A 21965-nucleotide genomic window follows, 5' to 3' on the forward strand; every position below is an offset into this window, starting at 1 on the left:
TCTGTTAGATTTTTAAATAGACGTCGTCTTTTAAACAGAACCTTCTTTTACTTTTTATCTATCTGTATACAAATTCTCTTACTTCTTTTTCTTCCCCATCAACAAGCGTCCTCCGCCAAGGATAAGAATAAGGCAGACTAACCCTGTTTGAAAATATTGATAAAATAAAAACTGAAGATCAATATGAAATAAAACATTCAGTTTAGGTGCTAAAATAGGCAAAATAATATTTAGAAATAAATAATATATTCCCAGTAGTACAAGACCAATGCCTATCCACTTCTGGTGATTGATTAAATAAGAAATGACCGGTGTATCTTGTAAAGGTTGTTCTTCTCCTGCTTTTGAAGCTTTTTGCAACCCATCAAAAAAGCTGTAAAACCAAATCAATGGGATTAAAAATAAGAAAAGCCCTAATCTCAATTCATTTAAAATAAAAATAGAAAATAAAAATGCTGCCATTAATTGCATTCCACGCTGTTGCAATCCTAAATATAAATGACCTGCTCCAGGAAAAATCGATAAAAAAGTGGCAATCACTTTGCTTTTTTTCCCATCTTCTCTATTCTTTTCAAAATCTTGAAATACCGTTTGATCCACTAAAACCTCACCATTTTGCTTCTTAGTAAATTGCTGCATGGCATCAAAAAAGCCATAAACCCAAATTACTGGCAAAATCGCCATAAATATTAAAAACTCACTTCTGTTTGTTAGAAAGGTAACAAAAAATATCATAATCCCTAGTCCAAGAAAAGAGGTTAATAACGTAATTCCACGGTACATTAATCCTAATTGAATATGCCCGAGCCCTGGAATAAAGGAAAGAACAATCGTATAAAAACGTTCAGATTCTATTGTATTTACTAAAATTGCTTCTCCATCTCTATCTATTTTTTCTGTAGGAAGCCGTCTCTTTAAATATCTGCTTGTTGTGATGAAGGTATCAATTAAACTGATTATATAAATGGTAAAACCGAATAATACAATAAAGATAATTATTCCTTCATCTATAAATGCTCCTGATACAGCAAGAAGAATCGAGAAAAAAGCTAATCCTAAAACAGCTGCACCATATAAAAATCCTCTAAGCCTTTTTCCGATATAAAACAAGCCAGCCCCCGGAAAAAACGCTAATAAAAAAGCGACAATCGGGTTTTTCATTCTTTCTTTTCCTCCTTTATGGTTAAAGGGGACGGAGCTTCGCTCGCGCCACCTTTAGTAGGTTTTATTTGCCCTTATATTTGTTTTAGTTGCTCACAACAAATAAAGACTAATGTTTATTTGTTGTGTTTCATGTTGCCTTCTAATTCATCCATCCACGTAAATGTTTTATCCACAAATCCAATGGTTGTAGACTCTTTTTTACTTGGCATCTCTGCTTTTTGAATGGTTTCTGTATGTTGAACAATGGATTGAAAAACCCCCGTAGACATCAGAATTAGCGTTACTGCAGCAGCTAAAGTGTAATGAAAAATAGGAGAGTGATAAAAGCTCTGTCTCTTGTTCTCCTTTATCACAAACTTTGTTTCAACAGCTTCATTGGAAAGTTTTAGCATAATCTGGTCAGTAAAAGCAGTCTCATTTGAAATGGTAGGAAGCGCCGTTTCTTGTTCATCTACAGCATTTAGATAGACTTCGAGGCAATGATCACATGTATAAAGATGATCCTCGAGCAAGCTTCGTTCCTGTTCCTCTAGCTCATCCTTCACATACTTCAACCACTGTTCATAAGCATAATGTTTTGTCATAAAAAGTCTTCCTCCTTCCAATGCTTTCTCATCCAAATTCTTGCTCGATAAAGCTTTGTTTCAATTGTTTTCACTTGAACCTTTTGTTCCAGTGCCATTTGCTGATAGCTTTTTTCAGCAATATAGTAGCCATAAATAACATCCCTGTAATTATCCGGCAGTTCTTCTAGCCTTTTTCGGACTAGCTGACGTCGTTGTCGATTTACAATCTCTAACTCTACCTCTTCTTTTTTTGTATGATGCAAATCCAATTCAACAACTTCCGAGATATCTTCTCTTCTTCTTTGTTGTTTTCTTTTTACATCGATTGCATAATTAACAGCTATTCTTGTTATCCATGTTTTGAAGCCTTGGTTCTCATATTTGGGGAGAGAAGTATAAATCTTGATAAAAACTTCTTGTGTTGCATCTTCTGCTTCTTTCTGATCTTTAAGCACACTATATATAGTACGGAATAAATCATTTCGATAATTTTCAACTAATAATCGAAAAGCTTGATCGTTTCCGGCAATTATTTTCTCAATAAGAACTTTATCATTAATTCTTCTCTCCCCCTCTCCAAACCGGCTTACATACTAATAGACGATTTAAACAACGAACCCCCTACAGTAAATATAATTATTTTTTAAGGAGTGAAAGTTTTCCTTCATATGTATACTTTTTGCAGAGACTTTAAGAAAATACTCTATTAGAGGTTGTTCAAAAAGTCCGGTAAAAATGACACGTCGAATTTCTTCGTTGGTTTGCTTTTCCGCTTCTCACGTATTAACACCATACGCTGTGATGCTCAAAGCTAAACCGCCTCGAACTTCTCGGTCCTTTTTATCCTCCTTTTTGAACACGCACTATTATCTTATCATGTAAAAAGGAGAAGACAACTTCCTATTTTATATTATTTTTTTATACTGCCGTCGCCTTTTTAAAAACGAAACTATTTCCATTAAATTACGTATTAACGTAGGATAAACTATAATAAAGGAGGAGAAATAAAAATGATTTATTTATTTGCTTTATTGGCAATAACCTTAAATCCATTTGTATGGAAAACCTATTATCCGAGAAGAATTTTTCTTTATTCACAAGTTGCCCGTGTCATTCTTGGAGCAGTCTTTATTTTCTTATTAGATTATTTCCGTTTAGTTGATTACTCAATACAAGCCCTTATAAAATTTGGTTTTCTTTATATAGCCATTTTCTTTTTATGCGACTTATTTTATCCGCGTGTAAAAGGGTATAGTGTTACTGCTATACTTAGCTTTTTAATGCTAATGGTTTGTGCTTACCTGCAGTTTTTTTATCCGCTGACAATTGTAAAGGATAAATATGCATTTGTTGCTAATAAAACAACGGTTGCAAGCCGTGAAGAGGAATCAATGGATGAACAGCATATTGCCGTTGTTCCAGAAAGTTATGCAAGATATCGCAGTGAAAAGAAATTAGGAGAGCTTGCCCATTCCTCCTACTATGACCTTGGCGACTCTACTTTGCAAAAAATAGATGACCATTTATACTGGGTAACACCTATCGAATATACTGGTTTTTTTAAATGGGTTAAAGGAGAAACTGTTCCTGGCTATATTAAAATGAGTGCAGAAGATGAAAATGAAGATGCTATTCTAGTGGAAGCTTCGATGAAATATGTTCCTTCTGCCTATTTTCATGAAGATATTAAAAGAATTGTCCGCAGCAAATATAAAGATACTATTCTTTTAGAAGCAAGCTTTGAACCGAATGATGATGATAAACCATACTATGTTGTACCGTATGGATACTATCAAAAATTCCGCCAAATGGTAGACATAAAAGGAATATATGTTATTGACCCAGAAACAGGAACGATTGAGAACTATGCAATGGATAATATTCCTGATTATATTGATCATGTTATCCCGACAAGTGTTGCAGAGGATTGGAATGAATGGTACGGAAAATACATTCACGGCTTTTGGAATACCGTTTTCTCAAAGGAAGACATGATAGTGCCAACACAATGGGATGATATGGATGAAGTTAATGGAGTATTTAATAAAAGCTTACAATTAAATTGGTTTACTGACTTTACACGACCAAAAACGAATAGTGGCTCAATGGTTGGATATTCCATGTTAAATGCACGAACTGGCAAATTAACGTTCTACACAGAGGCAAATGGTTCGTTAAATGGAAAATCTGCTATTAATGTAGCGGAAAAAACGTTCAGAGCTGAAAAATATGAAGCAGGAACACCATTGCTTTATACCATTTACGGACAGTTCACATGGGTTATTCCTCTTATGGACAGTAATAATGTACTGCGGGAAATGATGCTTGTCCATGCAAAAGATGAAAAAATCTACAGCTACAGCAATGTAAAGGCAAAGCTATTTAATGAATATAAATATGCTCTTGCAACACAGCTAAAAAATGATAAAACCGTTCCAACAGATATTGCGAATAACAAAAAAACAGCTGGTACTGTCCATTATGTGTACAAAGCAGAAGGACAAAACAGCACCGTTGTAAAATTCATGTTAGAAGGACAAAACACCATATTCCAAGTTTCCTCCACTGATTTTCCTTATAGTGTGTTTATAGAAAAAGGAATGAAACTGACTCTAGATTATATGGATACAGACGAAACAGTCGTATCCGTTGAACATTTAGCGATAGAGGAATTACAGTAAAAGTATTTTTTGTTACAATAGCTTTGTTATATTTTCAAAAAAATTGTTGTTCACGAAAAGATGCATTTTTCTTAAGTGGTATTCTTGTTATGGTAGCAGGCAGAATACACGAAGACTCCTATGGGAATTGCGAGACAGGTGAGATTCCACCACAGGAGCAAAGCTCCGAGGAGGCTCAAGCGTAGTCCCATGGAAAGCCCTATGGAAAGCGAAGTGTATTCTGACTGCGGCCCCATTACAAGAGCAGCGCTTTTTTAGAATATCTATTAAAATACAAAGCAAACAGAAAATAAATAGACAAATAAAGTAACAAATATTATTCCTTCACAGCATATAATAACTACAAAAGGAAATATGATTTTATTATTTAAGTGGAGTGTTCAAAAAGCAGACAAACAGAGCTAGAATACTATCTCTATTTGTCCCCTATTTTTAAACACCCACCCAAAAGGAGAATGCTTTTGCTTACACTTTTGATTGCGTCCTATCTTATTGGATCCATTCCTACAGCCTTAATAATTGGAAAAATATTTTTTGGAATTGATATCCGCAAACATGGCAGTTTAAATCCTGGTGCAACCAACTCTATTAGAGTACTAGGAAAAAAAGCAGGACTAGCTGTCCTTGTTATTGATATTGCCAAAGGGGCATTAGCTGCATCCCTCCCTTTGCTTTTACAAGTAAATATAGACCCGTTATACACAGGACTTATAGCTGTTTTTGGTCATTGTTTTCCCATATTCGCTAAGTTTCGAGGTGGAAAGGCAATTGCTACTACTGCGGGCACATTGCTTATCGTTAACCCTTGGATGCTGCTTATCGTTTATGCAACATTTATCCTCGTAATCGCGATCACTAAATATGTCTTTATGGGTAGCCTATCTGTTGGGGTGACTTTACTGCTATACGCTTTAATAGAACCAGGCTTAAAAAACGAAGTAACCTTTTTTATCTTTTTACTTTTATTAATCTTTTTACATCGCTCTAATATTATTAATTTCTTTCAAAATAAAGAACCAAAAATTAATGATAAAAATATCAAAAAAGATCGAATAAACCCCAAGAAAATTAGCTAATTTTCTATAATCGGACAAGCTTGGCTAATATATTCAGCAGATAAAATGAAATTTGTAGATATATAACTTTTCCTGGGAAATGATATGAGAAATTGTCGACAAAAAGGGAAATGATACTTGATCATTTCCCTTTTTGTTACCTTTTAGTAATTTCTTGTACTAATAATTTATTTACTAGCTGTGGATTTGCTTGTCCTTTAGTTGCTTTCATAATTTGTCCAACAAGGAATCCAATAGCTTTTTGTTTTCCGTTTTTAAAGTCTTCAATAGACTGTGGGTTATTATCTAATGCTTCACTGATTACTTTCAGTAATGCACCTTCATCGGAAATTTGCACCAAACCTTTTTCTTTGACAATACTTTCCGCATTTCCACCCTTTTCAATTAAATCTTTAAAAACTTGCTTAGCAATTTTACTCGATATTGTTCCGTTTTCAATAAGTTTAATCATGCCCGCTAAATTTTCTGGAGTAAGTTCTACTTCTGAAAGTTCTTTTTGCTCTGCATTAATATAAGCAGAAACATCGCCCATTAACCAATTGGATGCAAGCTTAGCATCAGCCCCTTTTGCAACTGTCTCTTCAAAGAAATCTGCCATTTCTTTTGTTACAGTTAAAACATTTGCATCATAGGCAGGTAAACCAAGCTCTTCCATGTATCGTTTTTTGCGAGCATCCGGCAATTCTGGTATTTCTGCACGAATACGCGCTTTCCAATCTTCATCAATGTATAGGTCTAATAAATCCGGCTCTGGGAAATAACGATAATCATCTGATCCTTCTTTAACGCGCATTAATAATGTTTTATTTGCTGCTTCATCATAACGACGCGTTTCTTGATCAATTACGCCGCCTGCTTTTACAACTTCTCTTTGGCGTATTTCTTCATATTCTAACCCTTTACGAACAAAGTTAAAGGAGTTTAAATTCTTTAATTCTGTTTTTGTTCCAAATTCCTCTTGTCCAACTGGACGAATGGAAATGTTGGCATCACAGCGAAGAGATCCTTCTTCCATCTTACAATCAGAAACACCTGTATATTGGACAATTGATTTTAGTTTTTCCAGATAAGCATATGCTTCATTTGGTGTGCGAATATCAGGCTCTGATACAATTTCAATAAGCGGCGTACCTTGTCGGTTAAAGTCTACTAAAGAATAACCATTTCCATGATTTAATTTCCCAGCATCTTCTTCTAAATGAACACGAGTAATCCCGATTTTTTTCTTATAGCCATCTACTTCAATTTCAATCCAACCATGTTCACCGATTGGTTTATCAAATTGAGAGATTTGATATGCTTTTGGATTATCTGGGTAAAAATAGTTTTTACGGTCAAATTTCGTATCTGTAGCAATTTCGCAGTTAAGGGCCATAGAAGCCTTCATTCCGTACTCTACCGCTTTTTTATTTAATACTGGCAAAACACCTGGGTAGCCTAAGTCGACAACGGTTGTATTCGTATTAGGCGATGCTCCAAAGTGGTTTGGACTGCTTGAGAAGATTTTTGATTCTGTTTTTAATTCTACATGGACCTCTAATCCAATGACTGTTTCAAATTCCATTGATATCACCCCTTACAGCGTTGGTTTTTGTTTATGATAATCTGTTGCTTGTTCGAATGCATACGCAACTTTGTAAATACTCGCTTCATCAAAATGTTTGCCGATGATTTGTAAGCCTAATGGCAGCCCGTTTGAGAATCCGCATGGCACTGAAATCCCTGGTACACCTGCTAAGTTAACAGGAATTGTTAAAATATCATTAGCATACATCGTTAATGGATCATCAACATTTTCGCCTATTTTAAATGCTGGTGTTGGTGTAGTTGGTCCAACAATCACATCATATTTTTCGAAAACATCTTCAAAATCTTTTTTAATCAATGTACGAACCTTTTGTGCTTTTTTGTAATAAGCATCATAATAGCCGGAACTTAAAGCGAAAGTACCTAGCATGATTCTGCGTTTTACTTCATCACCAAAGCCTTCAGCACGCGTTCTTTTATATAAATCAATTAAGCTTTCTGCATCAGTCGCGCGGTAGCCGTAGCGAATACCATCAAAGCGGGATAGGTTTGCAGAAGCTTCCGAAGAGGATAATAAATAGTAAGTAGCTAAAGCATATTTGCTGTGCGGCAAGGAAACTTCTTCCCATGTTGCCCCTAGTTTCTCTAGTACCTTTAATGCATCTAGTACAGATTGACGAACTTCCTCTTGTACACCTTCTCCTAAGTATTCTTTAGGAACAGCAATTTTTAGTCCTTTCACATCTCCAGTTAAACCTTTGGTGAAATCAGGAACTTCTACATTTGCAGACGTTGAATCCATTGGATCTAAACCTGAGATAGACTGCAGAAGAAAAGCATTATCTTCAACCGTTCTTGTAATCGGTCCAATTTGGTCTAATGAAGACGCAAAAGCTACTAGTCCAAAACGAGAAATTCTTCCATATGTAGGTTTTAGACCAACCACTCCACAAAATGCTGCAGGTTGACGAATGGAACCGCCCGTATCAGAACCAAGAGAAAATAGAACCTCTCCTGCTGCCACAGATGCAGCGGAACCGCCAGAAGAACCACCAGGAACAGTTTGCAGATTCCAAGGATTTTTTGTTTTTTGATAATAAGAATTTTCTGTAGAAGAACCCATAGCGAATTCATCCATATTTAATTTACCAATCGTAATCGATTCTGCCTGCTGTAATTTTTCTATTACGGTTGCATTATAGATAGGTTGGAAATTCTCCAATATTTTACTAGAACAAGTTGTTCTTAAATCCTTTGTTACAATATTATCTTTAATACCAATCGGCATTCCGAATAATGCTCCTGTTTTTTCACCAGAAACTAGTTTCGCATCCAATGCTTTTGCTTGATGAAAAGCATTTTCTTTATCTAAAGTGATAAATGCTTGTACTTTATCATCCACTTCTTTAATACGGTTATATGCTTCTGTTACTAGATCCGAAACAGACACTTCTTTTTTATGTAATAATTCATGCAAGTCGGCTATCTTTTGGTCAAACAAACTCATTTTTTTCCCTCCTTACTCCATAATGGATGGCACTTTTATTTGTCCCTCTTGATGATCTGGGGCGTTGCGAAGAACCTCTTCCACTGGAAGCCCTTTTGTTGATTTATCCTCGCGCAAAACATTTTTCATATCTAAAACATGTGATGTTGGTTCAATTCCTTCTGTATCAATTTCATTTAACTCTTCTGCAAATGAAATAATTGCATCAAGCTGTTTTTGAAATTTTGTTGCTTCTTCTTCTGTAATAGCAAGTCTAGCTAAGTTTGCAACATGCTTTACTTCTTCAATTGTAATTCTTGACATATTTGTCACCTCCATAAAAATACGCACAACACAATAAACTGATAATATCAAACAAATCTCTAGTAAAGCAACAGGAACCATCAAACTAACGCAGATATTCTTTAAGAACGTTCATTAGATAGATAATAAATCTTCAGAATGTACCAAAGAAGTGAATAAATTAGTAAAATTCCTAATCATCTCCACCGTCTTCCACATGCTTTATTAGAGTTTGTTCAAAAAGTACGGTAAAAAGGACACGCACTATTAGAGAAATAGAAAAAAATTATATACAATAGTGACTATACTTATTTTATAATGGCTTGTAAAATCTTTATGATTCTAATAACTTAAACTTTGCAGTTATAGATTCCTCTTCATGTATTGCCATAACTTGGTTTAGAGCAATTAGAAAAGGGTGATTGATTAGTCTTTTAGGGTAGTTATTTCGCAAACATTGCTCCTTTTAAATAGGGGCTTACTTTCCGTGGGGCATGCGCTTATCCTCGTGGAAAGCAACGTCCACAATAAAAAGCATGCCTCCTTTTTATTGTTCTAAACCGAGTAATATTAAGATTTGCAAACGAATTTATATTCTGCGAAGTTTGAGCAATAAGTAAAATATCCGTTGATGGGAAAAAGAATGGTTGAAATAAATAGAGAAATGAGGAGTAATATGGAGTTATTAAAGCTTGAGAACCAGCTTTGCTTTTTACTATATGCCAGTTCTAGAGAAATGACGAAAAAATACAAACCATTGTTAGAGGAATTACATATCACTTATCCTCAATATTTAGCTTTGCTAATCCTGTGGGAGCATCAAAGTCTTAGTGTGAAGGAAATAGGCCAAAAGCTGTATTTAGATTCTGGTACTTTAACACCTATGTTAAAAAGAATGGAGCTAAATAATTTAATTAAAAGAGAACGATCTGCACAGGATGAACGTTCTGTTATGATCTCCATAACGGATAAAGGTTTAGGGTTAAAAGAAAAAGCACAAGCCATTCCTATAGAGATAGGAAGGCTGTCTGGAAAAGAGCCGCAAGAGTTAAAAGAATTAAAAGACTCACTTTTTCATTTACTTCAGCAATTAACAAGAGATTAAGTAAACATACTTTAGCAAGACAAGCTAAAGGGCACTATAAAGAATAATGTATGAAAAAAAAGAGGCTCAGAGTCTATGGTTCTGAGCTTCTTTTTTTCGTTATTAATTTGCTACAACTTCTAATTTCACATCAATATTTCCTCTTGTTGCCTTAGAATATGGACAGAAATTATGAGCTTTATGTACGAGGTCTTCCAGTTTTTCTTTTTCTACCCCTGTACCTTTAACCGTTAATGTTACCCCGATTTTAAATCCTCCATCTGCCTCATCTTTTAAAAGACTAACACTAGCTGTTACCTCTGAATCAAATTTCACTTTTTCTTTTCCTGCAACTAATTGAAGGGCCCCATCAAAACAAGCTGCATAGCCTGCTGCAAAAAGCTGCTCTGGGTTTGTAGCATCTTCTAACTCTTTTGCCCGTGGAGTTCCAGGCATTGCCGTGTCGAATTGAATAACATGATTTTCTGAATCTACTCTTCCTTCTCTTCCTCCAGTTGCTGTTACAGATGTTGTAAAAACTGCTTCTGCCATTATAAAAACCTCCATCTTCTCTGCTTTTTAATTATGCACAATTGTATTGTACACAACCTATTTATTCATTACAATTATATTGCTTGTTGCTAAAAGCAATTCTAGATGTTCCCAAATATTCTTCTCTTATTTCTTATTTCACAAAATAACCCATTATAAACATGTTAGAAAAAAATACATGACAAAAAGGCTCAAAAAATAAAACACGAGACAGTAATCGTTCCTGCCATCTTGTTTATTTTTTGAGCTTTGTATTTGCTACTCCGATTATTTTTTAAAAAAACTGCCTAAAGAGGAGAAAAACCCCTTTTTCTCTTCCTTCTCCGATTCACTTTCTGGTTCTGCCTTTGTTACATAAATTTGTTCTTTATCAATCGCATGATTATATGCAATAAGTAGACCAATTTCACTGATATAATCCTTATTTGTTACAATGGTATACTCCATTTTATTCGTATTTGCCACTTTAATGTATTTCGACAAATAGGCATAATCAATATGGCCATTCAAGAATAATTTAGCACCAGCACTGCTTTTTATTAAGTCTTCTATTTCCTTGTAAACGCCGTCTTCTCTAACTTGCGATTGCTTTAACGCTGCAACCACTCTTTCCCTTAGCGTTCCAAGAAACTGCCTTCGTTCTTCAGGGTTTGTTTCCTTGGAGCCGTAAATGCCTTGCTGTAAATAATCATCTAGATTTGGATTGGACACATGCATCTGCCTCCCTTCGATTACTCTTTACTACTATACTCCATTCATTTAGGAAAAAAACTTGTTTCTTTAAATTTTTTTATTCATAAATATGAACAAATGGCTCATCTTGGTCTGCATCTCGAACAATTAATGATTCCGCTCCATTGACAGAAGTAATGCTCACTTGAACAGAAATATTAGAGGAAAAATGATCCATTACTGTCCCAGCAACAAATTGTGTAAAACCAATTACTTCTGCTTTTCCATAAAATTGAATAGGTATTTCAATATTTAAATTTTGCAATTTATTGTTCACATAAAAGGCTCTTCCAATTACCCCATTGAAGTTCGGAAAGTACTCTTCAATATCTTGTTTAAAATAAGAAAATGGATCTTCATCTGATTTATACTCACTATTGCCATTAGGAAATAGCACATACTTTTCATTGATTTTTTTCCAATCGCTTAAACTGCTGCTTCCTTTTTCTGCAGATGCATAAGCAATAAAGTTACCTGGAACAACAGAGGAAGTTTCTTTTTGTTCAAATAATGCAATCGTAATAGGGACAGTCCCTAAGCCTTTTGTTTTTCTAAGTCTTTTTATGACCTCTGCAGCTATTTTTTTTCCTTCACTTTCTAGTTTGGCTTGACTGATGGTCGATTTAAATACATCTCCACCCTTTTCCTTCTGATAATAATAAACAGAATTTAAAGCTAAGCCAATGGTCACTCCACCGAGTGTGACCGTTTTTGATTTCTTATCTTTTACTAAATAGTCATGTTCTAAAATATGGGCTAAATAAATCGGCTCCATTTCACCACTTTTATTCATGGACAAATCTTGATCAGATGGATTCAAGCCGAGATTTTCACTGCTTGATAACTTTTTGTCTTTTAATTCTTGTTTCGTATATTTTCTGTTTAACCAGCTTGCAACTACACTTTTTTCTAAATATTGACCTTCTTGGAAATAATATTTATCGGGATTAAATGTATTTTGCGCTACACGCATTAGTCCTGTTTCAAATTCGCTAATATCATAACGTGTATTTAAGTTATTCACGACTAATCCTCTTGCCTTTGAAGAAACAAAAGGCAACTTCATACTATAATAATCATCCGATATTTTATATTTTGGCAAAATAGCGGTCTCTGTTGTACTATCACTTGTTTCTGTTTTCACTTCTTCTTCTTTTTGAAAGCTCGGTGCACAAGCTGATAATAAAAGAACAAGACAACTCATCAATAGGAATCGCATTTTCATTCTGTAAACACACCTTTAATCTTTAATTCTTCCATCAGCTTTTCCTCATCCCAAATATCAATTCCTAATTCTTCTGCTTTCGTAAGTTTGCTTCCAGCATCTTCACCAGCTATGACTAAGTCAGTTTTTTTGCTGACACTTCCTGTAATTTTCCCACCTAATAGTTCGATCTGTTCTTTCGCTTCGTTTCGTGAAAGCTGCTCTAGTTTACCTGTTAGGACAATGGTTTTACCAGCAAAAACAGTATCTGCACTTTCAACTATGACTGGTTTTGGTCCTGTATATGTCATATTAACACCAAATGTCTGTAATTCCTCCATAAGCTCTGCTACTTCTTCTTGTTCAAAAAAAGTCACAATGGAGTCAGCCATTTTTTCTCCAATTTCATTTATGGCTGTTAGCTCTTCCTTTGTTGCTTTTGACAGCTTATCCATACTCATAAATTCCATTGCAATCGTTTTTGCAGCCTTTGCTCCGACATGGCGAATTCCTAGACCAAATACTAACTTCTCAAGGGAGTTCCCTTTTGATGCTTCAATAGCATTTAATAGGTTTGTTACAGATTTATCCCCCATTCTTTCTAATTGAATAAGCTGCTCATAGGTTAAAGCATACAAATCGGCAACATCTTCAATTAACTTTTCTGCAAACAGCTGACTAATCACACGTTCTCCTAAACCATCTATATTCATCGCATTTCGAGAAACAAAATGGATAAGTCCTTCCCGGATTTGAGCAGGACATTTAGGATTAATACAACGCAGCGCTACTTCTCCCTCAATCCGAACGAGCTCACTTTCGCATTCTGTACAGTGGGTAGGCATATGAAACTCTTCTTCCTCACCCGTTCTTCTTTCTACTAAAACATTCACCACTTCAGGTATAATGTCTCCTGCTTTTTTCACGACAACATGATCGCCGATTTTTATATCTTTTTCTCTAATAAGATCCTCATTATGCAGGGATGCTCTCTTAACCGTTGTTCCAGCAACCTTTACTGGTTCAAGAAGTGCGGTTGGTGTGATTACCCCTGTTCTGCCGACAGTAAGTTCAATATGCAACAGTTTTGTTACCACTTCTTCTGCAGGAAATTTATAAGCTATTGCCCATCTCGGACTTTTCGCTGTTGTTCCTAACTGGTTTTGATGCTCTAAACCATCTACTTTAATAACAATTCCATCTATTTCATAAGGTAAATGCGGGCGTTTTTCCTGCCAGCCATCCACATAAGTTAAAACCTCTTCGATTGTAGCGCATCTTTTTCTTTCTTGATTTGTTTTAAACCCTACTTCATCTAATAAATCCAATCCTCCACTATGCGATAAGACACCTGTTTCGCCAACATCGCCAATGCCATATAAAAAAATATCCAGATTGCGGGATGAGGCAATCCTCGGATCTAATTGTCTTAAAGATCCAGCAGCAGCATTTCGAGGATTGGCAAAAGGTTCTTCACCATTTTCCTCTTTTGCTTTGTTTAAGGCCATAAAAGATTTTTTCGGCATAAATGCTTCTCCACGAACTTCGATGCTAATAGGCTGCTTTAGTTTTAAAGGAATTGAACGAATAGTTTTAAGATTCGCCGTAATATCCTCCCCTACCGTTCCATCGCCTCGTGTTGCTCCTTGCTCAAATAAACCATTTTCATAACGTAAAGAGACAGCCAGTCCATCAATTTTCAATTCACAGACATACGTAAATTCATCACCGATAGCTTGACGAACCTTCCTGTCAAAATCACGCAAATCAGCATCATTAAATGCATTTCCTAAGCTTAGCATCGGTTTTTGATGCTGTACCTTTGAGAACATATCTAAGATTTCTCCACCTACACGCTGAGTGGGGGAATCATTTGTTTTTAATGCTGGAAATTCCTGTTCCAAGCTAACTAATTCTTTTAATAAAGCGTCATACTCTGCATCAGGAACAGAAGGGTTATCCAAAACATGATATTCATAATTATATTGATTTAAAAGATTGTGCAGCTCTTTTACTCTTTTTTCTGCATTTTTTTCGTCCATTCTGCTATTCCTTTCCTTCCATCTGTTATGCTTTCTGAATTGGCGCAAATTTAGCCAGCAATCTTTTAATTCCTACTGGACTTGGGAAGGCTATATCCAGTTCTTTTGAATCTCCTTCTCCTTTTACGCTAACAACGGTTCCAACACCCCATTTTCCATGAGCTGCTTTATCGCCAACACTCCAATCGATGCCATCTCCACCTGTGTTCGTTGTTGCAGGACGAATAACTGCTTTACGTGCTCCTGGTTGTGCTGTTGGACGCGAGAATGGGCTATTAGCTGATGGAGCATTGCTTCTTCTTCTCTGCGGCATGATGACGTCTAGCAAGTCCTCTGGTATTTCCTTTACAAACCTGGAAGGGGGATTCATATTTGTTCTTCCAAAAAGGGTTCTCATTTGTGCATTTGTTAAATATAAATGTTTTTCTGCTCTTGTAATTCCTACATAAGCTAGGCGGCGCTCTTCCTCCATCTCTGCTTCCTCAGCAAGGGAGCGGGAATGTGGAAACACGCCTTCTTCCAAACCGATTAAAAAGACAATAGGAAATTCTAATCCTTTTGCTGAATGAAGGGTCATTAGTACCACAGAATCCGCTTGATTCCCTTCTTCATCCAACTTATCAATATCAGCAACAAGCGCTAAATCAGTTAAAAAAGAGATTAGGGATTTATCATCATTGGAGTTTTCAAAGTTTTTTGTTACCGACATAAATTCTTCAATATTCTCTAAACGACTTTGTGCTTCAATCGACTTTTCTGCTTTTAACATTTCGATATACCCTGACTTCTCTATTACTTCATCCACTAATTCCGTCACAGATAGATACTCCTGCATATCACTGTAATTTCGAATTAAATTACGGAATTCTGCAGCTGCTTTTGTAATTTTAGGACTTAGGCCGATTAGTTCCACTGCATCTAACGCTTGGTACATCGACATATCATGGAGGCTTGCAAAGTTGGCAATTTTATCAAGCGAAGTTGATCCAATTCCTCTTTTAGGAACATTAATAACACGCTGTAAACTGATATCATCATCAGGGTTTGCAATTAACCGCAAGTATGCCAATGTATCTTTAATTTCTTTTCGATCGTAGAACTTTATACCTCCAACAATCGAATATTCGATATTTGATTTTAAAAGCATTTCTTCCATTACACGGGATTGAGCATTTGTGCGATAAAGAATCGCAATATCAGATAGGTTTAACGATGTTTCTCTTCTTAATTCTTGTATTTTCCCAATAACAAATTGTGCTTCCCCTTGTTCACTGTCTGCACGGTAGTAATAAATTTTATTTCCATCTTCATTTTCGGTCCAAAGATTTTTTTCTTTGCGCCCAGAATTATTTTCAATTACTTTATTAGCTGCTTTCAGAATAGTTTTTGTAGAGCGGTAGTTTTGTTCTAACATAACGACCTTTGCATTTGGATAGTCCTTCTCAAACGAAAGGATATTAGCAATATCGGCACCACGCCAGCGGTAAATCGATTGATCCGAGTCACCGACAACACAAAGATTACGAAATCTGCTTGCTAATTGTTTCACCAAAGAATATTGGGATTTATTAGGTTGCGATAGGTAAGACTTTGAAATCATCTCCATCTTTTCCCCCGCTTAGCACCGTACGTGAGACTTTCACCTCATACGGCGCCCCATCAACTACTAGCTCGTTACATTATCAATTACACAGTTTCCCACTTTTTTACGAAGAGCGTTAACTTTACTCAGTTTTTCTTCATTAAGATTCAGTACATTAAGATACTTATTAATGGTGTTTTCTTTTACCGCATGGATTAACTTATGGACTTCCTTACATACAAATATAAGGTTTTGATAAGCATCCGTTCCACCTATATTTCTAGGCTTTTTATGATGGAGTTCCATTTCCCCAATGATTAAATCTTTTCCTGTTATCGCACATTTGCCTAATTGAGCAATAAATTTGGAGAGTCGATTGTCATTGTATTCCATACTCTCAGATTTTATTGGGTTTTCCATCAAATAATGTACCATGAATGGTGGTACAGCATCTTGGCTATTGTGAACCAAGATCCGACCACTTTCGGTATAAGAATTTTTCTCCTGAGTAAAGTTCAAAGGGCTTTTGTGTTTCACTCCATCTATCGGGAATAAAATCATGCCACACGCAAAGAATTTCTTTTTATTAAGATAATCTTTATATGCTTTTTGAAAGAAGGGTGTGATAACTCCCTTTGAACTCTTTGCTTTTTTAAGTTTGTTATACAGGATTCGTTTGACTGAGTATGAAATTTCACTGAAATCCTTTGTAGTATGTGTCGCATACCGATAATAATTATGAATTCCCAAAATAGTTGAGTTAAATTTCGTTACTTCAGCCTTATTCGGTTTTCTTCGAATAAATTCAGCTTTCGTTTTTATTTTCTCAATTACCTTGCGTTTTGATTTATCTGTCATATGCGATTTAACAACACGCTTTTTGCCTTTTGGGACTACTTTGAACTTAAATCCTAGAAATTCGGAATAATTCTTACGTAGGTTGACTACTTTCGATTTTTCATTGCTGATTTCAAGGCCTAACCTTTCCTTTAACCACTGCTTAGAAGATTCAAATATGATAAATGCGGTTTTGTGGTCTCGACAAAAGATTTTAAAGTCATCTGCATATCTTACAATAAACATTTCCTTTAATTTGGTATATCTTTTAAGGGTTGCGTATTTTACCGTTTGGTCAAATCGCTGTTTTCCACCAATTACACGTATTTTTGTGTAATCCTTTTTTGTTTTAAATGTTTCCCACTGGTTACTAATCCACCAGTCGAATTCATTCAATACAACGTTTGAAAGTAATGGAGAAAGTATTCCTCCTTGTGGAGTTCCCTTATTAGGTTTCCCTATTCCTTTAATCTCAGCTTTTAGCATCTTACTAATAATCGAAAGAATTCGTTTATCCCTAATTCCAATCGTCCATAGTTGTTTAAGTAACTTCCCATGATTCACGTTATCGAAGAATCCTTTAATATCAACATCTACTACATAATGTAGTTTGTTTTTGTTTGCCAGTGTTACACCCCTTGAATATGCGTGGACTTGACTCCGATGAGGTCGAAATCCATAACTATGTTTATGAAACCGAGCCTCGCATATAGGTTCAAGAACTTGTAATAGGACTTGTTGAATTAGTCTATCTTCAATAGTAGGAATTCCTAAAGGGCGAATTCCGCCATTTGGCTTTTGGATTTCCTTGCGTTTCACTTTATGGGGCTTATAATCCTCTAGGCGATTCTTGACATATTGTACAAGTGTATCAGGGCTTCTAAGTCCAACTTCAAATATCGTGTTTTGATTTACACCTGCTGTCTTGCTTCCTTTATTCTTCTTAATGTTACGGAAGGCAAGTTTAACATTTGCGGGATGAACAACCAATTCATATAGCTTATTGAAGGTTTTCCCTTCTGAACTTAGCTGATATAACTTGTTAAACATATCTTGCGTGTTGTAATACTCATTATTTCTCAGTTTCTGGCTTTTTAACTTCTTCGGTATTACGTGAGTTTCAGTCAATTACTCACCTCTTTACATCCCCAATTGGGTTTGTAATTTCAGCTTTCATTTCTCTTAGTCATACTCGAACCTGAAATTTCTGTGTTTATAATGTCGTCTTCTAACAGTTGACTGATGGCTATCCCTCCACTGTTTGTTATCACAGTTTCATTGGTACTGTGCCATCACCTTCACCGACACAAAAGAGGTTGTACATATAAACTTTCGAAATATATGATTTCCCTTCCACCGCTTCACAGAGTGCAAACTCTCCACGTTATCGGCTTACCACGTTCCAAGAATCCTATCTATGCATACACAATCCGTAGGTGATTCCTCTAGCCCTGTTAGCTTGATGATGCCTGTAACATCATAAGGTATTTCATAAAGACAAATTTTACTCTACCTCACTAACCCCGACATGCGGGACTATTCGTTTCGAATAGCTATACCTCAAGAGCCGTACATTCGGAATTTCGTCAATAGATGGCTGTGACATCTAATTTCTCACCATAGATTGTCTTATAGAACCCCGGTCTATCAGTCATACCCTCTGCCTCCAGAGAGCTTTCCTCGTCTTTCTCGTTAGGATGACCTTCAACCGACTTCACCGAGCTTATAACCCTCAGACGTTTTGCACCGTCCGAACGCTATTCGGAGGATTAGGCGAGCCTTTCAGGGCGTTACCCCATCATTCGACTCTTCAGATTCTTAGTTCTCCTAGCCATAAGGCTAGTGGCTAATCTTTTCAATTAGCAACGTGTCGCACTATCTTGATACTCATCCACATGGATATACTGAAACTTGCGTTGATAATACTCTAAAACCTCAGGTACCCTTTGGAAAAGGTGGATCGTTTGCATAATTAAATCATCAAAATCTAGCGCCTGATTTTTACGTAAACGTTTTTGATATTCCATATAAACATCACTGACTATTTGAGAGAAATAATCTCCTGCTGTCTTTGCATATTCTTCTGGAGTCACCAATTCATTTTTGGCAGAACTGATACTTGATAGAATTGCTCGCGGATCATTTTTCTTTGGATCAATATTTCGATCCTTTAAAATCCCTTTAACAACGGATTGCTGATCAGTTGTATCTAGTATCGTGAAATTGCGATTATATCCAATCCGATCAATATCTTTTCTTAAAATTCTTACACACATGGAGTGAAAGGTTGAAATCCAAATATCATCACTTGCTCCACCCAACACTGCTGCAATCCTTTGTCTCATTTCCTTTGCCGCTTTATTCGTAAATGTAATGGCCAAAATATTATAGGGATTTACTCCTTTTTCCACCATTAAATAAGCGATTCGCTGCGTTAATACTCTTGTCTTTCCACTTCCCGCTCCTGCCATAATCAACAAAGGCCCGTCCGTTGCTTTCACGGCATTTTTTTGTTCGGGATTTAAACCATTTAATATTTTATCTGTTAAGAATTGCATTTGCTTCACCCCCATAGGAACATATATTCTATTTTAACGTTTTCTACTGTTCTATTCAACAGCTGCTATTTTTTATTTGAACCGTACGTATTGCGGCCTCTATATCTTCATATATAATATTGCCAACTACTACAACATCGGCATGCTCTGCCATTTTTTTGGCATCTTCTAAAGACTGAATTCCCCCGCCATAAAACAAGGTTGTATTGGTTAATCCTTTTTTAGCTGCTTCAACCATTAAAGAATCACCTTTCATCCCACTATATTCTAAATAGAAAATAGGCAAATGAAACATCTTCTCTGCCATCATAGCGAATGCCGTAACATCTTCTGCTGATAATGTTGTATTTGCATTCGTTAATGCTGCTGCTTTGCACTCTTTATTTAAAATACAATATCCTTGTATGAATATTTCATCCCAATTCATAATGTCACCATATTCTTTTACCGCTTCGTGATGTAATCCTGTTACCCATTTCGCATCCGAACTATTCAGTACTGTCGGAATAAAATATAGGTCAAACCCTGGTGTCACCGACTCTACTGTCGAAACTTCTAAAACACAGGGGACTGTATATCGGCGAACACGGGACATAAGACTTAAAACATTTTCTAATGTAATCCCATCCGTTCCTCCAACAATTATTGCATCCGTACCAGATTCACATATTCTCTCCAAATTTTTCTCTGCTATTTCTTTATTAGGATCTAACTTAAAAACGTGACGCCACTCACGAACATTATACATGCATACTTCCTCCAATTCTAACATTCCATTCCATCATTATAGCATTAGTGCTAGCTTCTAAAAAGAAATCACATTGGTTATTTGCATGTAAATATTTGCAGACAAAACAATCGGTTCCACGTTTTCCACATCCACAAATATTCCTTTTAATAAGACGTCTTTTTATTCGAAATAGTTGCATGCAAGAGGAATAGAACCAACCAGGATGGGTAAGCAAACGTTTTGTAATCAACCTGAAACGCTGCAGTCATTATTTTTCTTAAAATCTGCGTAACGAACTATTTTTATGTCTTGGAATATTTCTAAACGACAAAAAAAGCAGGCTTCCCTACGCCTGCTTTTTTGTCTAACGTTATTCTGCTGATTTTTCTTCCGGCTTAATTCTTTCTAATGCCATTTCATATGCATCATTTCCATAGTTTAAACATCTTTTTACACGAGAAATGGTTGCAGTACTGGCACCTGTTTCTTTTTCTATTGTATGGTACGTATTTCCTTCTCTTAACATTCTTGCTACCTCAAGCCTTTGTGACAAGGACTGAATTTCATTTACCGTACATAAATCATCAAAAAACTGATAACATTCTTCTAGATCTTTCAAGGAAAGAATGGAGTAAAATAATTGATCCAATTCTTTTCCCCTTAATTTATTAATTTGCATTATTTCATACCTCCGAAAAATTTAATGTGTCTCTAAAGAAACGGCTGCATCTATTCCAGGATTAGAAGGTATAATATCTATCCATGTTTTCCCTGGCACAAGACCTATTTGCTGATCGTTTTCGACTGGAAGTATTCGACCATCGATATTGTCCCACTCCACTTCCCGCCATTTACCTTTCTGCAATAAATAGCCTTTACCACCAGATTGAAGATTAATTTCTCTTCTTCCTTTACTATCAACAATAGAATGTTTCGCCTCTACAATAAAAACATTATCTACTGCAACTGCTTCATTCGAATCATAATCAACGGTTTGTTGTCCATTGGAATACCGCAAATACTTTTGTAAGCTGCTGTCATATTTAAATTCAGAATTAAACTGAATGTTCTTGCCAAATTGGACAGCAATTGTATCCGCCTTTTCGCCAGTTATTTTTTCTATATCTGCATCCTTTAAAAAAACAAGTGGGCTTGGCGGCTTGTTCATTTCGTACTTGTTCATAGCTGCTCCCTTTACAATATTGCTGTAGCTAATATAAGAATTATGAGGAGCCACTCTGAATGAAGCTCTTTTAAAAAGAGAGCCGTCATATTGCATTCCATTTAAATTATCGATAAATCCATTTGTTAATAGCTTTTTTGCTTCAGGACTATACCCATGTGCAATGTACAATGTGTTATAAGCCTTTGCAAGTTCTATATAATACTCTCTTGAACTTCTAACCGGTCCGATTGTTTCTGGTTTTTCACTTTGAAAAATAGCAAGAAACCTTGTTATATCGCCTTCTGCCAATACTTCATATACAATATCAGCCTTTGTTAAACCAGATTGAGGTCTTGCAGCAGGATGATTGTTAATCATGACTCCTATTGCTCTATCCGTACTTTTTTCAGCACTAACCAAACCTGTTAAAGGATATGTATATGCTAATTTCTCAACATCTTTGTCGCTTTTTTCAGCATTGCCGGTTTGATGATTTTCATTATGTTTATTAACCTCTTCTGGATTTTTACTGCATGCTGCCAGCAGCATAACAAGTAAAAGTAAAACAATACTTTTCTTCATAAAACCTCCTATTTTAAACAGCCTTCATTATAGGAACTAAAATAAGTGTTGTTTCCGACTACCTTTAATCAATATTTGGAAGAATGAGAAATAT

Annotated in this window: 18 protein-coding genes and 1 pseudogene; 3 read left to right on the forward strand and 16 right to left on the reverse strand. The window is 35.8% G+C overall.

Annotated elements, in window-relative coordinates; translation table 11 throughout:
- Positions 1-78: 78 nt before the first annotated feature.
- The 3 genes from AC5LWL_RS21345 to AC5LWL_RS21355 form a co-directional block, all read right to left on the reverse strand.
- Positions 79-1161 carry a hypothetical protein gene (locus tag AC5LWL_RS21345; protein ID WP_493436180.1) on the reverse strand — a complete coding sequence of 361 codons (1083 nt, stop codon included), beginning with the start codon at positions 1159-1161 and terminating at the stop codon, positions 79-81.
- A 116-nt stretch (positions 1162-1277) separates the two neighbouring features.
- On the reverse strand, positions 1278-1748 hold the full coding sequence (locus AC5LWL_RS21350; RefSeq protein WP_493436181.1) for an anti-sigma factor: 471 nt from the start codon (positions 1746-1748) through the stop codon (positions 1278-1280).
- Positions 1745-2290 carry an RNA polymerase sigma factor gene (locus AC5LWL_RS21355; protein ID WP_493436681.1) on the reverse strand — a complete coding sequence of 182 codons (546 nt, stop codon included), beginning with the start codon at positions 2288-2290 and terminating at the stop codon, positions 1745-1747. The genes AC5LWL_RS21350 and AC5LWL_RS21355 overlap by 4 nt, the downstream gene beginning before the upstream one ends.
- Before the next feature lie 450 nt (positions 2291-2740).
- Here AC5LWL_RS21355 and AC5LWL_RS21360 point away from each other — a divergent pair, with 450 nt between their 5' ends.
- Positions 2741-4411, forward strand: a complete 1671-nt coding sequence (locus AC5LWL_RS21360) for a hypothetical protein (RefSeq protein WP_493436182.1) — start codon at positions 2741-2743, stop codon at positions 4409-4411.
- A 461-nt stretch (positions 4412-4872) separates the two neighbouring features.
- Positions 4873-5487 (forward strand): glycerol-3-phosphate 1-O-acyltransferase PlsY, encoded by a 615-nt coding sequence (plsY, locus tag AC5LWL_RS21365; RefSeq protein ID WP_493436183.1) that lies wholly within the window; start codon positions 4873-4875, stop codon positions 5485-5487.
- A 136-nt stretch (positions 5488-5623) separates the two neighbouring features.
- On the opposite strand, the gene gatB is transcribed toward plsY, so the two are convergent.
- The 3 genes from gatB to gatC are packed head-to-tail and all read right to left on the reverse strand — an operon-like array spanning position 5624 to position 8824.
- Entirely contained in the window at positions 5624-7051 is a 1428-nt protein-coding gene (gatB, locus tag AC5LWL_RS21370; protein ID WP_493436184.1) for an Asp-tRNA(Asn)/Glu-tRNA(Gln) amidotransferase subunit GatB, read from the reverse strand.
- Positions 7052-7063: 12 nt separating this feature from the next.
- Positions 7064-8521 carry an Asp-tRNA(Asn)/Glu-tRNA(Gln) amidotransferase subunit GatA gene (gatA, locus tag AC5LWL_RS21375; RefSeq protein ID WP_493436185.1) on the reverse strand — a complete coding sequence of 486 codons (1458 nt, stop codon included), beginning with the start codon at positions 8519-8521 and terminating at the stop codon, positions 7064-7066.
- 12 nt (positions 8522-8533) lie between these two features.
- Positions 8534-8824 carry an Asp-tRNA(Asn)/Glu-tRNA(Gln) amidotransferase subunit GatC gene (gatC, locus tag AC5LWL_RS21380; protein WP_493436186.1) on the reverse strand — a complete coding sequence of 97 codons (291 nt, stop codon included), beginning with the start codon at positions 8822-8824 and terminating at the stop codon, positions 8534-8536.
- Positions 8825-9467: 643 nt separating this feature from the next.
- Here gatC and AC5LWL_RS21385 point away from each other — a divergent pair.
- The gene (locus AC5LWL_RS21385; protein WP_493436682.1) at positions 9468-9908 is read left to right on the forward strand and encodes a MarR family winged helix-turn-helix transcriptional regulator; all 441 of its coding nucleotides are present in this window, start codon (positions 9468-9470) and stop codon (positions 9906-9908) included.
- Between the two features lie 102 nt (positions 9909-10010).
- Here the strand turns inward: AC5LWL_RS21385 and AC5LWL_RS21390 are convergent, their stop codons facing one another.
- The 10 genes and pseudogenes from AC5LWL_RS21390 to AC5LWL_RS21435 all read right to left on the reverse strand — a co-directional run bounded on the left by AC5LWL_RS21390 (position 10011) and on the right by AC5LWL_RS21435 (position 21871).
- Positions 10011-10439: an organic hydroperoxide resistance protein gene (locus AC5LWL_RS21390; RefSeq protein WP_493436187.1), complete on the reverse strand. Its 429-nt coding sequence runs from the start codon at positions 10437-10439 to the stop codon at positions 10011-10013.
- Between the two features lie 267 nt (positions 10440-10706).
- Positions 10707-11156: a YueI family protein gene (locus AC5LWL_RS21395; RefSeq protein ID WP_493436188.1), complete on the reverse strand. Its 450-nt coding sequence runs from the start codon at positions 11154-11156 to the stop codon at positions 10707-10709.
- Between the two features lie 73 nt (positions 11157-11229).
- Positions 11230-12396: a CamS family sex pheromone protein gene (locus AC5LWL_RS21400; protein WP_493436189.1), complete on the reverse strand. Its 1167-nt coding sequence runs from the start codon at positions 12394-12396 to the stop codon at positions 11230-11232.
- On the reverse strand, positions 12393-14417 hold the full coding sequence (gene ligA / locus AC5LWL_RS21405; protein ID WP_493436190.1) for an NAD-dependent DNA ligase LigA: 2025 nt from the start codon (positions 14415-14417) through the stop codon (positions 12393-12395). The genes AC5LWL_RS21400 and ligA overlap by 4 nt, the downstream gene beginning before the upstream one ends.
- Before the next feature lie 25 nt (positions 14418-14442).
- Complete coding sequence (locus AC5LWL_RS21410) at positions 14443-16023, reverse strand: 3'-5' exonuclease (protein ID WP_493436191.1); 1581 nt, start codon at positions 16021-16023, stop codon at positions 14443-14445.
- Between the two features lie 60 nt (positions 16024-16083).
- A complete protein-coding gene (ltrA, locus tag AC5LWL_RS21415) occupies positions 16084-17886 on the reverse strand; it encodes a group II intron reverse transcriptase/maturase (RefSeq protein ID WP_493436683.1) in 1803 nt (600 codons plus the stop codon).
- An 824-nt stretch (positions 17887-18710) separates the two neighbouring features.
- Positions 18711-19394, reverse strand: a pseudogene (locus AC5LWL_RS21420) (UvrD-helicase domain-containing protein); the annotation flags it as partial.
- Between the two features lie 55 nt (positions 19395-19449).
- Positions 19450-20142, reverse strand: coding sequence for a heptaprenylglyceryl phosphate synthase (gene pcrB, locus AC5LWL_RS21425; protein WP_493436192.1), 693 nt, complete (start codon positions 20140-20142; stop codon positions 19450-19452).
- 352 nt (positions 20143-20494) lie between these two features.
- Positions 20495-20803, reverse strand: a complete 309-nt coding sequence (locus AC5LWL_RS21430) for a YerC/YecD family TrpR-related protein (RefSeq protein WP_493436193.1) — start codon at positions 20801-20803, stop codon at positions 20495-20497.
- Positions 20804-20824: 21 nt separating this feature from the next.
- Positions 20825-21871 carry a DUF3048 domain-containing protein gene (locus AC5LWL_RS21435; RefSeq protein ID WP_493436194.1) on the reverse strand — a complete coding sequence of 349 codons (1047 nt, stop codon included), beginning with the start codon at positions 21869-21871 and terminating at the stop codon, positions 20825-20827.
- Positions 21872-21965: the final 94 nt, after the last annotated feature.

This window comes from Niallia sp. WK069_GA_01 (assembly GCF_983173855.1).

What these genes read in the sequence shown, in the direction of transcription:
- ltrA (WP_493436683.1), bottom strand. Translation starts at nt 17,886, where the DNA reads ATGTTTAACAAGTTATATCAGCTAAGTTCAGAAGGGAAAACCTTCAAT.
- AC5LWL_RS21360 (WP_493436182.1), top strand. Translation starts at nt 2,741, where the DNA reads ATGATTTATTTATTTGCTTTATTGGCAATAACCTTAAATCCATTTGTA.
- AC5LWL_RS21410 (WP_493436191.1), bottom strand. Translation starts at nt 16,023, where the DNA reads ATGGAGATGATTTCAAAGTCTTACCTATCGCAACCTAATAAATCCCAA.
- ligA (WP_493436190.1), bottom strand. Translation starts at nt 14,417, where the DNA reads ATGGACGAAAAAAATGCAGAAAAAAGAGTAAAAGAGCTGCACAATCTT.
- gatC (WP_493436186.1), bottom strand. Translation starts at nt 8,824, where the DNA reads ATGTCAAGAATTACAATTGAAGAAGTAAAGCATGTTGCAAACTTAGCT.
- pcrB (WP_493436192.1), bottom strand. Translation starts at nt 20,142, where the DNA reads ATGTATAATGTTCGTGAGTGGCGTCACGTTTTTAAGTTAGATCCTAAT.
- AC5LWL_RS21430 (WP_493436193.1), bottom strand. Translation starts at nt 20,803, where the DNA reads ATGCAAATTAATAAATTAAGGGGAAAAGAATTGGATCAATTATTTTAC.
- AC5LWL_RS21385 (WP_493436682.1), top strand. Translation starts at nt 9,468, where the DNA reads ATGAGGAGTAATATGGAGTTATTAAAGCTTGAGAACCAGCTTTGCTTT.
- AC5LWL_RS21345 (WP_493436180.1), bottom strand. Translation starts at nt 1,161, where the DNA reads ATGAAAAACCCGATTGTCGCTTTTTTATTAGCGTTTTTTCCGGGGGCT.
- AC5LWL_RS21395 (WP_493436188.1), bottom strand. Translation starts at nt 11,156, where the DNA reads ATGCATGTGTCCAATCCAAATCTAGATGATTATTTACAGCAAGGCATT.
- AC5LWL_RS21350 (WP_493436181.1), bottom strand. Translation starts at nt 1,748, where the DNA reads ATGACAAAACATTATGCTTATGAACAGTGGTTGAAGTATGTGAAGGAT.
- AC5LWL_RS21400 (WP_493436189.1), bottom strand. Translation starts at nt 12,396, where the DNA reads ATGAAAATGCGATTCCTATTGATGAGTTGTCTTGTTCTTTTATTATCA.
- AC5LWL_RS21435 (WP_493436194.1), bottom strand. Translation starts at nt 21,871, where the DNA reads ATGAAGAAAAGTATTGTTTTACTTTTACTTGTTATGCTGCTGGCAGCA.
- gatB (WP_493436184.1), bottom strand. Translation starts at nt 7,051, where the DNA reads ATGGAATTTGAAACAGTCATTGGATTAGAGGTCCATGTAGAATTAAAA.
- gatA (WP_493436185.1), bottom strand. Translation starts at nt 8,521, where the DNA reads ATGAGTTTGTTTGACCAAAAGATAGCCGACTTGCATGAATTATTACAT.
- AC5LWL_RS21390 (WP_493436187.1), bottom strand. Translation starts at nt 10,439, where the DNA reads ATGGCAGAAGCAGTTTTTACAACATCTGTAACAGCAACTGGAGGAAGA.